This is a genomic window from Paraburkholderia piptadeniae (assembly GCF_900007165.1).
Classification (GTDB): Bacteria; Pseudomonadota; Gammaproteobacteria; order Burkholderiales; family Burkholderiaceae; genus Paraburkholderia; species Paraburkholderia piptadeniae.
In genome coordinates, this window is the sequence record NZ_CYGY02000074.1 from 19031 (window position 1) to 31743 (window position 12713).

At 64.1% G+C, this 12713-nt stretch carries 12 protein-coding genes; 4 read left to right on the forward strand and 8 right to left on the reverse strand.

Annotated features, from left to right (window positions below; all coding sequences use genetic code 11):
* Nucleotides 1–9: 9 nt before the first annotated feature.
* From BN2476_RS34830 to BN2476_RS34860, 7 genes are all read right to left on the reverse strand, one after another.
* Nucleotides 10–1803, reverse strand: coding sequence for a tetratricopeptide repeat protein (locus BN2476_RS34830; protein WP_235851097.1), 1794 nt, complete (start codon nt 1801–1803; stop codon nt 10–12).
* A gap of 323 nt (nt 1804–2126) precedes the next feature.
* Nucleotides 2127–3236: an ABC transporter ATP-binding protein gene (locus BN2476_RS34835; protein WP_087738744.1), complete on the reverse strand. Its 1110-nt coding sequence runs from the start codon at nt 3234–3236 to the stop codon at nt 2127–2129.
* Between the two features lie 153 nt (nt 3237–3389).
* Nucleotides 3390–4085 carry an HAD family hydrolase gene (locus BN2476_RS34840; RefSeq protein WP_087738745.1) on the reverse strand — a complete coding sequence of 232 codons (696 nt, stop codon included), beginning with the start codon at nt 4083–4085 and terminating at the stop codon, nt 3390–3392.
* Nucleotides 4082–4948, reverse strand: a complete 867-nt coding sequence (locus BN2476_RS34845; RefSeq protein ID WP_087738746.1) for a carbohydrate ABC transporter permease — start codon at nt 4946–4948, stop codon at nt 4082–4084. The genes BN2476_RS34840 and BN2476_RS34845 overlap by 4 nt, the downstream gene beginning before the upstream one ends.
* Entirely contained in the window at nt 4945–5889 is a 945-nt protein-coding gene (locus BN2476_RS34850; RefSeq protein WP_087738747.1) for a carbohydrate ABC transporter permease, read from the reverse strand. Before BN2476_RS34850 ends, BN2476_RS34845 begins: the two co-directional genes overlap by 4 nt.
* 186 nt (nt 5890–6075) lie before the next feature.
* Nucleotides 6076–7398, reverse strand: coding sequence for an ABC transporter substrate-binding protein (locus BN2476_RS34855; RefSeq protein ID WP_087738748.1), 1323 nt, complete (start codon nt 7396–7398; stop codon nt 6076–6078).
* Between the two features lie 93 nt (nt 7399–7491).
* Nucleotides 7492–8274, reverse strand: coding sequence for an L-iditol 2-dehydrogenase (locus BN2476_RS34860; RefSeq protein WP_087738749.1), 783 nt, complete (start codon nt 8272–8274; stop codon nt 7492–7494).
* Between the two features lie 279 nt (nt 8275–8553).
* On the opposite strand from BN2476_RS34860, the gene BN2476_RS34865 reads away from it, so the two are divergent.
* The 4 genes from BN2476_RS34865 to BN2476_RS34880 are packed head-to-tail and all read left to right on the forward strand — an operon-like array spanning nt 8554 to nt 11798.
* Nucleotides 8554–9063, forward strand: coding sequence for a Fur family transcriptional regulator (locus tag BN2476_RS34865; protein WP_087738750.1), 510 nt, complete (start codon nt 8554–8556; stop codon nt 9061–9063).
* A 53-nt stretch (nt 9064–9116) separates the two neighbouring features.
* On the forward strand, nt 9117–10046 hold the full coding sequence (locus BN2476_RS34870; RefSeq protein WP_087738751.1) for a metal ABC transporter solute-binding protein: 930 nt from the start codon (nt 9117–9119) through the stop codon (nt 10044–10046).
* Complete coding sequence (locus tag BN2476_RS34875; protein ID WP_087738752.1) at nt 10043–11014, forward strand: ABC transporter ATP-binding protein; 972 nt, start codon at nt 10043–10045, stop codon at nt 11012–11014. Before BN2476_RS34870 ends, BN2476_RS34875 begins: the two co-directional genes overlap by 4 nt.
* The gene (locus tag BN2476_RS34880; protein ID WP_087738813.1) at nt 11007–11798 is read left to right on the forward strand and encodes a metal ABC transporter permease; all 792 of its coding nucleotides are present in this window, start codon (nt 11007–11009) and stop codon (nt 11796–11798) included. Before BN2476_RS34875 ends, BN2476_RS34880 begins: the two co-directional genes overlap by 8 nt.
* 66 nt (nt 11799–11864) lie before the next feature.
* Here the strand turns inward: BN2476_RS34880 and fghA are convergent, their stop codons facing one another.
* A complete protein-coding gene (fghA, locus tag BN2476_RS34885) occupies nt 11865–12710 on the reverse strand; it encodes an S-formylglutathione hydrolase (RefSeq protein WP_087738753.1) in 846 nt (281 codons plus the stop codon).
* Nucleotides 12711–12713 lie beyond the last annotated feature (3 nt).

The following is a 12713-nucleotide window of genomic DNA, read 5'->3' on the forward strand; positions in this document are numbered from 1 at the left end:
CTGAACCGTTCAAAGCGCTTCGAGCGCGCTGCCCAACGCATCGATCACAGACGTCCAGTCGCCGAGCACCTGCTGCCGGAAAAGACGCGCAGTCGGATACCACGGGTTGTCCTCGCCCGACATCATCCAGCGCCAGTCGGCCTGCTTCGGCAGCATCACCCACACCGGCTTGCCGAGTGCGCCCGCCAGATGCGCGACGGACGTATCGACGGTGATGACGAGATCCAGACACTCGATGACGGCCGCCGTCGCGTCGAAGTCGTTCAGCAGTTGACCGAGCGCGCAGATCGGCCAGCGATGCGCGAGCCCGTCGAGCTGCGCCTCCGCCGCGCCCTTTTGCAACGCGAACCATGCGAGGCCGCGCACCGACGCAAGCGGTTCGAGCGCCGCAAGAGGCGCCGAACGATACACGTCGAGGTAATGCTGCGGATTGCCCGCCCACACGAGCCCGATCTTCTTGCGCTCGCCCGCGGCCTGCGCGAGCCGCTCGCGCCAGACGGCGACCTGCGCCGCATCCGCCGACAGATACGGCACCGTGTTCGGGATCGCGTCGTCGGCAAGCCATGCGGGCACGCTCATCATGCGGCAGGAGTAGTCGTAGCCGCCGTCGGGCTGGCTCGTCAGAACGCGGTTCACGCTGGGCATGCGGGAGATGAGAGGCGCCAGTTCGTTGCTGGTCCACACGTCGACGGTTGCGCCGAGATCGCGCAGCACATCGGCATAACGGATGAACTGCAACTGATCGCCGGCGCCCTGCTCGCGCGCGAGCAGCAAGCGCTTGCCGCCGATCGGCTCGCCCCGCCATTCGGGCATGCCGAGCTTCGGGTAGTCGAGCAGGCCGCTCGGCGTGGTCTTGCGATGCTCGTAGTACGTCCAGCCACGGCGGAAATTCCCGCGCCGCAATTCGGACATGCCGAGCAGTTTGTATGCGTTGGAAAGCTCGGGGCTGAGTTCGATCGCGCGGCGCAGATGATCGTCGGCTTCGTCGTAGCGCGACAGGCACGTCAGCGTGAACGCGACGTTGTTGTGCAGCGTCGGCGAGTCTGGTGCGATCTCCAGCGCGCGAGCGTAGATCGCAAGCGCATCGTCGAACTTCAGTTGTGCATCCGTCGCGAATGCAAGGCCGAACAGCGCGTGGATATCGCGCGGCTCCTGCTGCAATGCGCGTTGAAAAACGTCGGCCGCCTCCGTATGCCGGCGCACCGCGTTCAACGTCACGCCCAGGCCGCGCAGCACCCGCATGTCCTGCGGCGCCAACTGCTCCGCCCGTCGATAAGCGACGACAGCCTCCTGCGGACGCGCAAGCTCTTCGAGCAGATCAGCACGGCCTAGCGCCGCTTCGAAGAGATCGCTCTCCAGTTCAACGGCCTGCTGGAAACTGGCTAGCGCCTCTTCACGCTTGCCCATAAGCCGTCGCACCTTGCCAAGATTGCTGTGCGCCAGCGCATGTTGCGGCGCGTACTCGACGGCCTGGCTGAAGAATCGCTCCGCGCCTTTATCGTCGCCGCGCGCGAGAGCCGCGATGCCGCGATCGATCAGACAATCCGCATCGTGCGGCTCAAGCGCGAGCGCGGCATCGAAGCGTTCGATCGCGCGCTCGATGTCCTCGCGCTGCAGGTACAGCACGCCGAGCATATAGAGCGTGCTCGCGTCGCACGGCTGCGCGTCCAGAATCGCGCGATACGCCTGTTCGGCGCGATCGAGCCGGCCCGCGCGATGGAGCGCAAGCGCATTTTCGACCGTGTTCCCGGCAGTCGATGTCGTGAAGGTTTCTTGTTGCGGGAAGGCGGGGATGTTGTGCATGGCGTCTTGGGTCGTCGGCGGCACGCACATGCACGCGCGATTCGGATTGCGATCGCGCTGATGGCGTATTCGACGGGATGGACGGGAAATCGACAGAACGCGTCGGGCCGTTTGGCCTCAGGCGTCCCGTCAGACGATGCACAATTTTGATATGGGATAGGTCGCGGAAATATCGGATAAGTCCGAGTCTGCAAAAGCAAGGCGCCGTTGTCCGCCGTCACCTTTGCGGCGAAGGCGGAACAACGGCGCCCGTATCTGTGCGTTCGAACAGCGCTTGAATCGCGCTCGAATCGCGCTCGTTCGGCGCTTTACTTATCGTTCAATCAGGCCGCGAGCACTTCGACGATCTTGCGCTGGAACGCCTGGCCGTCGCTGTTGAACAGATGGCAATGATCGGGCGTTGCGCCGAGCCGGATCGTTGCGCCTTTCTCGTGCCGTTCGAGCGGCGGAATGCGCGCGATCAGGCCATCGGGCGCGACGCTGCTTTCGGCGTAAAGATACGCCGCATCGCCGAGCGATTCGACCGCCATGATGCGCGCCGACACACCATAGTCCGCCACGTCGATATGCAGATGCTCGGGCCGGATGCCGACCGTCACCTTGTCACCCTCTTTCGCGCGGCCCGCTTCGACCAGCACGAGCTGCGTCTCGCCCGTTTCGTACTTCACGAGCACGCCGTTCGCCGACACCGACTGCACGACGCCTTCGAGGAAGTTCATCTTCGGCGAGCCGATGAAGCCCGCGACAAAGCGGTTCGCGGGCGCGTGATACAGCATGTTCGGGCTGCCCACCTGTTCCAGATTGCCCGCCGACAGCACGACGATCTTGTCCGCGAGCGTCATCGCTTCGACCTGATCGTGCGTGACGTAGATCATTGTCGTCTTCAGTTCGTCGTGCAGACGTGCGAATTCGAGGCGCATCTTCACGCGCAGCGCGGCGTCGAGGTTCGACAGCGGTTCGTCGAAGAGGAACACTTTCGGCTTGCGCGTGATCGCGCGGCCAATCGCGACGCGCTGCCGCTGGCCGCCCGACAGCTGCTTCGGCTTGCGTTCGAGCAGATGGTCGATGTGCAGGATCTTCGCGGCGTTGCGCACCGCGGCGTCGATCTCCGGCTTCTTCGTGCCCGCGAGCTTGAGGCCGAACGCCATGTTGTCGTACAGCGTCATGTGCGGATACAGCGCGTACGACTGGAACACCATCGCAATGCCGCGCTTGGCGGGCGGCACGTCGTTCATGCGCGTGCCGTCGATCTGCAGATCGCCGCCCGTGATGTCTTCGAGGCCGGCGATCATCCGCATCAGCGTGGACTTGCCGCAGCCGCTCGGCCCGACGAACACGACGAACTCGCCGTCCTGAATGTCGAGGTTGATGTCGCGCATCACCTCGTTGTCGTCGTAGGCTTTCCTGATGTTGCGCAGAGTTACGCTTGCCATGATGTGTCTCCATTGTCGACGGGAGTTCGCGCTTTAGCGTCTACTTCCGTCCCATGCAAAATAGTTGCTGCTGCTCTACTACGTTCAATCGCTTTGCCGGAAAGCGGGCTTAGCAGATGCCCGTCCGATCATCACGCGTCCGACATGCGACCTTCACGCGACCGTTATGCGCTGCATCCAGTCCGCGACCAGTCCCGGCAATTGCCTCATGTCGTCGAATACCTGTTGCGCACCCACGCGGTGCAGCGCGTCGATCTGCGCGTCGCTCGCATGGCCGCCGCCGATGAATCCATACACCGTCATGCCCGCCGCCGTCGCCGCCGTGACGCCCGTCACGCTGTCTTCGATGACGAGGCATGCATCGGCGCTCACGCCCAGTCCGCGCGCGGCGGCGAGATAGACGTCAGGCGCGGGCTTCGGTTGCGCGACGGCATCCGCGCAGAACAGCCGGTTGCCGAAATGCCGGACGAGGCCCGTGCGCGCCAGCGCCGCTTCGACGTACGCGCGAAAGCTGTTGCTCGCACAGGCCTTCGTGAGCGGAATGCTCGTGAGCGCCGCCTCGATGCCGTCGACCATCGGCGCCTTCACGGCAGCGGCTTCGACTGCGCGGCGAATCGCGGCGATGTCCGTGGGCGTCAACGTCTTGCCCAGTTGCGTCGCCGTGCCTTGCAGCACACTCTCGATGCGCAAGCCCAGCAACGGCATCACGACGGGCGTCACGTCGGCGTCGGGCCAGCGCGCTTCGAGTTCGTGCACGAGCATCGCGGCCGCGACGGCTTCGCTGTCGATCAGCACGCCGTCGCAATCGCAAATCAAAGCCGGCTTCGCGTCGGTTCTGATGTCCGTCACTTGACCGCCCCGAACGTAAGGCCACGCACGAGCTGTTTCTGCGAAACCCAGCCGACGATCAGGATCGGAGCCACGGCCAGCAGCGACGCCGCCGACAGCTTCGCCCAGAACAGTCCTTCAGGGCTCGAATACGACGCGATGAATACCGTGAGCGGCGCGGCGTTCGAACTCGACAGGTTGATGCTCCAGAACGCCTCGTTCCACGACAGGATCACGAGCAGCAGCGCCGTCGACGCGAGCCCCGGCAGCGCCATCGGCATCAGCAGATAGACGATCTCCTGCCACGTCGCGGCGCCGTCGATGCGGCCTGCTTCGAGAATGTCGCGCGGTATTTCGGCGAAATACGTGAACGCCATCCACACGGCGATCGGCAGATTGATCAGTGTGTAGACGATCACGAGGCCCGTGACGGTATCGAGCAATCCGCTGTTCTTCCACAGCAGATAGATCGGCACCAGCACGCCGACGGACGGCATCATCTTCGTCGACAGCATCCACAGAAGCACTTTTTGCGTGCGCCGGGTCGGGAAGAACGCCATCGCGTACGCGCACGGCACGGCGAGGATCAGGCACAGCAGCGTCACGCCGACCGAGATCAGGATCGAGTTCCACGCGAAGCCGAAGTAATTGCTGCGCGCGAACACCTCGCGGAAGCTGTCGAGCGTCGGCACGAAGAAGAGCGACGACGCGTACGCCTGCCGCTCGGTCTTGAATGCCGTGATCGTCATCCAGAAGATCGGGAAGAACAGCAGCAACGCGAGCAGCCACGCGATGATGCCGGGGATGCTGCGCCGGATGACGGCGAGCGGCGAAGCGGCCGACGACTGGGTCGTCGTAACGGGTGTAGCAGCAACCTGGCTCATTTTTCGTACTCCCCTTTCAGGTTCTTCGCGAGCATACGCACGAGGAAGAACGACACGATATTCGCGAGCACCACGGCGAGAATCCCGCCTGCCGATGCAAGGCCGACGTCGAACTGTTGCAGGCCCAGCGCGTAGATCAGGTACGACAGGTTGGTCGTCGCGTTGCCCGGACCGCCGCCCGTCGTCGTGTAGATTTCGGCGAAGATCGACAGCAGGAAAATGGTTTCCATCATCACGACCACGGCGATCGCTCGCCTCAGATGCGGCAGCGTGATGAAGAAGAACATCGAGAACGGACCGGCGCCGTCGATCTTCGCGGCTTCCTTCTGCTCCTGGTCGAGCGACTGGATCGCCGTGAACAGGATCAGGAACGCGAACGGCAGCCACTGCCACGCGACGATGATGATCACGGCCGTCAACGGATAGTCGGCGAACCAGTCGATCGGTGTAAGACCGATTGACCGCATGCCTTGCGCGACGAGCCCGTACACCGGGTGCAGGATCATGTTCTTCCAGATCAGCGCGCTCACCGTCGGCATCACGAAGAACGGTGCGATCGCGAGCAGCCGCGCGATGCCCTGCCCGTAGAACTTGCGGTCGAACAGCACCGCCATCAGCACGCCGCCGACCACGGTGATGACCAGCACGGCGACGATCAGTTGCAGCGTGTGCAGGATCGACGGACCGAATGCAGGATCACTGGCGAGGAACTTGTAATTGTCGATGCCCGTGAAACCTTTTTCATCCGGGTTCAGCAGGTTGTAGCGCGAGAACGAAAACCAGATCGTCATCGCGAGCGGTATCGTCATCCAGAGCACGAGGAGGCCTACGGATGGCGATACGAGCCAGCGCGCGTGCGCGGCCTTGCGCTCCTCTCGCTCGTGTTCTGTTTTGGGCTGGGGTTGTGCGTGCATGAGGGGTAGACGCAAATGAAGACGCATGATGAACCACCTCTTCGGTAGTGCGCGGGTCGCGGGGCTTGCGACTCGCTGTGCTGCCAGGGTCCGGCTGACGGTGCGCTGTCAGCCGGCGCGTTACATCGTTACGGCCTGGTTTCGAGGCTACGGGCTGGGTACGCCGCTTGCGCCAGGGGAAACGCAAACGACGTGCCCATTTTCACTTCATCGTTATTTCTGGTATCCGGCCTGCTTGACGGCGCGGTCGGCGGTCGCGTTGCCGGCTGCGAGCGCCTGATCGACGGACATCTGGCCCGCGACGGCACCCGAGATGCTCTGACCGACCACCGTGCCGAACGACTGGAACTCAGGGATGCCGACGAACTGCACGCCCGTGTACGGCACCGGCTTGGCCGTCGGATGGTTCGGGTCAGCCGTTTCGATTGCCTTCAGCACGAAGTCGGCGAACGGCGCGGCCTGCTTGTACTCGGGGCGCGCATACGTCGACTGGCGCGTGCCCGGCGGCACCGAGGCCCAGCCTTCATCCTTCGCGACGAGTTCGATGTACTGCTTCGACGTCGCCCACGTGATGAACTTCTTCGCGGCATCGGCCTGCTTCGACGACTTCGGAATCGCCAGCGCCCATGCCCACAGCCAGTGCGAGCCGTTCGGCGTCGCCTCGGTCGGCGCGGCCGCGAAGCCGACCTTGTCCGAAATCTGCGATTGCTGCTTGTTGTAGAGCATGCCCGCCGCGACCGTCGCGTCGATCCACATCGCGCACTTGCCCGACGACATCAGCGTGAGGTTCTCGTTGAAGCCGTTCGAGCTCGCTCCCGGAGGGCCGTCCTTCTTCAGCAGGTCCGTGTAAAACGACACGGCCTTTTTCCATTCCGGCGACTTCAACTGCGCATTCCACTTTTCGTCGAACCAGCGGCCGCCGAACGTATTCACGAGCGTCGTCACGTATGCCATGTTCTCGCCCCAGCCGGCCTTGCCACGCAGGCAGATGCCGTAGGTGCCCGCCGATTTGTCGGTGAGCTTGTCGGCGAACTGGGCGATCTGGTCATACGTCGGGGCGTCGGGCATCTTCAGGCCCTTCGCCGCGAACAGATCCTTGCGGTAGTACGTCATCGAGCTTTCGACGTAGAACGGCAGCGCGTACAGCGTGCCGTTGTACGACAGACCGTCGCGCGCCGTCTTCACGACGTCGTTCAGGTCGTAATCGGCGGGCAGGCCCGTGAGCGGCGCGAGCCAGCCGCGCTTGCCCCACTGCGGCGTTTCATAGGCGCCGATCGTCATCACGTCGAACTGGCCGCTGCCCGTCGTGATGTCGGTCGTCGCGCGCTGACGCAGCACGTTTTCTTCCAGGATCACCCAGTTCAGCTTGATGTCCGGATTCGCTTTCTCGAATGCCGGCGACAGCTTCTTCAGCTCGATCATGTCCGGGTTGTTCAACGTCGCGATCGTCACGGTCGCCGCGTTCGCGCTGAACGCGGCGCACGCAAGCGCCGCAGCGCCGAATACATTGAGCGCGGGTTTGAAGGTGGGCTTCATCTTTTGTCTCCTTTATTCGTACGTGCGTTTTGGTACGTGGCCGGCGGGTGCGCGCAGGACGCCGGAAATTGGATGCCGGTGAATGAATGACGGTCAGCTCATCCAGTTGCCGCCGTCGACGTTCAGGGTTTGCGCGGTGATGTAATCCGCATCCGAAGACGCGAGGAACAGCGCCGCCCCCGTCAGATCCGCGGGCAGCCCCATCCTGCCCAGTGGCACCGCTTCACCGACGAGACGCTTCTTCTCGCCGAGCGGCCGGTTCTCGTAACGCGCGAAAAGGGCATCGACCTGATCCCACATCGGCGTATCGACGACGCCCGGGGCGATGCCGTTCACGTTGATCTTGTGAGGCGCGAGGGCCAAGGCGGCCGATTGCGTATAGCTCAGCACGGCCGCCTTGGTCGCGCAGTAGTGCGACACGAGCGCCTCGCCGCGGCGGCCCGCCTGCGACGACATGTTGATGATCTTGCCGCCGTGTCTTTGCTCGACCATGCGCTGCGCGACGGCCTGCATCAGGAAGAACATGCCCTTCACGTTGACCGCGAAGAGCTTGTCGAAGATGTCCCAGGATTCGTCGAGCAGCGGACGCATATCGAACAGCGCCGCGTTGTTGAAGAGAATGTCGATCTGGCCGAAGCGCTGCACCGTCCCGTCGACGATGCGCGCGATGTCTTCACGGCGTGTCACGTCCGCGCTGATCGTCAGCACGCGCTCGGCTTCCGTTTCGCGCAGCGCGTGCGCAAATTCGCCAGCCGGCTTCACGTCCACCAGCACGCAGCGCGCTCCCTCCTCGAGATACCGGCGGGCCACCGCCTCGCCGATACCGCTCGCTGCGCCCGTCAGAATCGCCACTTTGCCTTGCAGTCGGGCTGTCACAACCTGTCTCCGGTTCGTTTGCTTCTTCGAATCAGCATGAGCGAACGCTCGCTATCCGAGCAATTGCTCTCGTTGTGATCGAATGATCGGATACACGTCCGGTGATGTCAAGGCGCGTCGCGCAATTTCGATGGTGCAGCGCGGCAGCGTCAAAAGGCTTCCGATACAGCGCTCCTTTCTAAGAATCGGCGATGACTTTGCAACGGGCAATGACAATTTTTCGAGATACGTTATATCATTGCGCCTTCGTCCATTCCGATGTTGCCCGGAGGTGGTGGCATGGCCCGCTCATCCGATGCTCACGCTTTTCATGACGCTGCCCGTCCCGGCGATCAGGCCGCGCCGTCCGCAGACAAGCTCGCTCGCAAGCTGGCGCGCGCCGATGCGCTCGCGTCCGAGCGCGGCCTCGCGCTGACGACGCTGCGCCGCCAGGTCTATACGCTGATCGCGCAGAGCGAGCGCCCCGTCGGCGCATACGACCTGCTCGCCGCGCTCGAACCACAGCGCGGCCGCGTGCCGCCGACCACGGTCTATCGTGTGCTCGAGTTTCTCGTCGAGCATGGCTTCGTGCATCGGATCGAATCGAAGAATGCGTTTTTCGCGTGCTGCCAGATGGGCGAGCCGCATCAGAGCCAGTTCCTGATGTGCGAAGCGTGCGGCGAAACGGTCGAGGTTCCCGGCGACGGAGTGGCCGCGCAGTTGTCGCACAGCGCACCCGGTTTCGAAGTGCATCACCAGGTCGTCGAGCTGAGCGGGCTGTGCGCGGCGTGCAAGCACGCTCATCCATGACATCTGCCCCTTTCGTTCAACCCGACGCCTCTCAAGCCGCAGGTCAATCCGATATGAAGAAGAACAACCCGATGTGGAAGTTTCTGACGCGAGCCGCCGTTTCGACGCTGATGGCCGTCGCATTTACTCATGCCGCGCATGCTCAGGATGCGAAGATTCCCGTGGTCGCCGCGGAGAATTTTTATGGCGATGTCGTGCAGCAACTGGGAGGCGACCGCGTCGACGTGACGAGCATCCTGAGCAATCCCGACCAGGACCCGCATCTGTTCGAAGCGAGCCCGAAGACGGCGCGCGCGTTGCAGCGCGCGAGCCTTGTCGTCTACAACGGCGCCGATTACGATCCGTGGATGACGAAGCTGCTGAACGCGTCGAAGAGCGACAAGCGCAAGGTGATCGTCGCGGCCGATCTCATCGGCAAGAAGAGCGGTGACAATCCGCACCTGTGGTACGACCCGCCGACGATGCCCGCCGTCGCCCGCGCGGTGAGCGCGGCGCTGGCAGCAGCCGATCCGTCGCACAGGGCCGTGTACGATGCGAACCTCGCGAAGTTTCTCGACTCGCTCAAGCCGATGAACGACAAGATCGCCGCGCTGCGCAGCCAGTACGCGCATGCGAGCGTGACGGCGACCGAACCGGTGTTCGGCTACATGTCCGATGCGATCGGACTCGATATGCGTAACCAGCGCTTTCAGCTTGCCGCGATGAACGACACGGAAGCGAGTGCATCGGACATCGCCGCATTCGAACGCGATCTTCGCGAGCGACGCGTGCGCGTTCTGATCTACAACGGCCAGGCAACGGAAGCCCTCACGAAACGCATGCTGAAACTCGCGCAGCAATCGCACGTGCCGACCGTCAGCGTCACCGAGACGCAACCCGCCGGCAAGACCTTCCAGCAATGGATGCTGGCGCAACTCGATACGCTCGGAAACGCGCTCGCCGCAGGCAACGGCGGCGGCGCGAACCAAGGAAAGACTCCATGAACATGCCTCGCCGCGCGGCATCGCCTGGCAACGCGCCCGTGCTCGAACTGGATCGCGTGACGCTCGAACTCGGCGACCGCAAGATCCTGCGCGACACCAGCTTCACGATCAACCAGGGCGAGTTCATCGGCGTGCTCGGGCCGAACGGCGCGGGCAAGACGACGCTGATGCGCTCGGTGCTCGGACTCGTCCCCGCTGCAAGCGGCACGATGCGCGTGCTCGGCGAGCCCGTGGTGCGCGGCAATCCGTCGATCGGCTACATGCCGCAGACGCGCAGCGCGCTCGCCGGCCGGCGCGTGCGCGGACGCGATTTCGTCGCGATGGCGGCCGACGGGCATCGCTGGGGTCTGCCCCACGCCGATGCCAAAACACGCGCCGATGTCGATCGGGTGCTGGAGCTGGTCGGCGGCAGCGCGCTGGCTGCGCGGCCGTTGTCTGAGCTGTCGGGCGGAGAGCGGCAACGGCTGCTGCTCGCGCAATGTCTGCTCGGCAATCCGCGCCTGCTGCTGCTCGACGAGCCGCTGATCAGCCTCGATCCGCATCACCAGAAGGCGGTCGTCGAGCTGGTGAAACGCGTGCAGCAGGAGCTCGGCATCGCCGTGCTGTTCTCCGCGCATGAGCTCAATCCGCTGCTGCATGCGCTCGATCGCGTGCTGTATCTCGGCAACGGCGTCGCCGCGCTTGGCACTGTCGATGAAGTGATCACGAAGCCGGTGCTCTCGCGCCTTTATGGCTCGACCATCGAAGTGATGCGCGTGAACGGCCGCATCTTCGTGATGTCGGGCGATGTCGAAGTCGAGAAGCACGATCACGAGCACGAAGACGACGACCATCATCATGGCGAGCCGCACAGCCACGGGCATTCGCATGGCCACGCGCACGGCCACGGGCATTCGCATGGCCACGCGCACGGCCACGGACATGCGCACCATCACGCCTCACGCGACGGACACACGCACGATGTTTGAATACGATTTCATGGTGAACGCCTTCGCGGCGTCGGGGATTGTCGCGGTGCTGTCAGGCATCGTCGGCTACTTCCTCGTGATGCGCGGGCAGACCTTCGCGGGACACGCACTGTCGCACGTCGGCTTCACGGGCGCGACGGGCGCCGTGCTGATCGGCATTTCGCCGATCTGGGGGATGATCGGCTTCACGCTTGCGGCAGGCGTCGGCATGGGCGCGCTTGGCGAAAAGCTCGCGGGCCGCGATGTGGCGATCGGCGTGATCCTGTCGCTCGCGCTGGGCTTCGGTTTGCTGTTTCTGCACTTCTTCACCGCGTACGCGACGCAGGTGACGGCCTTGCTGTTCGGCAACGTGCTCGGCGTCAGTTCGGCGACGCTCGCGGTGCTCGCCGCGCTCGGCGTCGTCAGCCTGCTTGCGTTGGCGGCGATCATGCGGCCTTTGCTGTTCGCATCGTTGCAGCCGGAACTGGCGGAAGCGAAAGGTGTGTCGCTTCGGCTCGTGTCGGTGCTGTTTCTGGCGATCGCCGCGCTCGCGGTGGCCGCATGCACGCAGATTGTCGGCGTGCTGCTCGTGTTCACGCTGATGGTCGGACCGGCGGCGGCAGCGCAAAACCTGTCGACGCGTCTTTCCGTCGGGCTCGTCGTCGCTGCACTGCTCGCGCTCGCGCAGGCATGGATCGGCGTGACGCTCGCGTTCTACACCGACTGGCCGACGAGCTTCTGGATCACGTTGCTCGCGGCGCTGGTGTACGGCGCGAGCCTGATGGCGCAACATGTGCGCCGATAAAAAACGGGGTGGCTTGCGAGCCACCCCGTTTTGCTTCAGGCACCAGCGGCCTCGACGCATTGACGATTAGCCGAGCAACACCTTCGCGTGATGCGCGAGATGATCCTCCATGAACGTCGAGATGAAGAAGTAGCCGTGGTCGTAGCCTTCATGCCGGCGCAGCGTGAGCGGCCGCCCCGCTGCGTTGCAGGCGGCCTCGAACACATCGGGGTTGAGCTGCTCGGCGAGAAACTGATCGGCGAGCCCCTGATCGACCAGAATCCCTTCCGTGAACTTGCGTGTCGCCTTGCCGACCAGCTCGCTTGCGTCGTACTGCTTCCATGCCTCGCGATCCGCGCCGAGATAGCCGCTGAAGGCCTTCTCGCCCCACGGACAGCGCATCGGCGCGGCGATCGGCGCGAACGCCGACACCGACCGATAGATGTCCGGATTGCGCAGCGCGAGCATCAGCGCGCCGTGCCCGCCCATCGAGTGACCGAAGATGCCGAGTCTTTCACCATCAACCGGCAACTCGCTCAAGACCGTTTCGCGCAGTTCGTCCCGCACATACGAGTACATCCGATAGTGCTTCGACCATGGCTCCTGCGTCGCGTCGACATAGAAGCCCGCGCCGACGCCGAAGTCCCACGACGCGCTCTCGCCCGGCACGCCCGCGCCACGCGGACTCGTATCGGGCGCGATCAGCGCGATGCCATGCCGCGCGGCGAAGCGCTGCGCGCCCGCCTTGATCGGGAACGTCTCTTCGGTACAGGTCAGGCCGGCGAGATAGAACAGCGCCGGCACCTTCCGCTGCAACGCCTCGTTCGGCATGAAGACCGAGAAGCGCATCGGCAGCCCGATCGTCTTCGACTCATGCCGGTAGATACGCTGCGTCCCGCCGAACGACGCATGCGATTCGATCAGTTCGAGCATCGC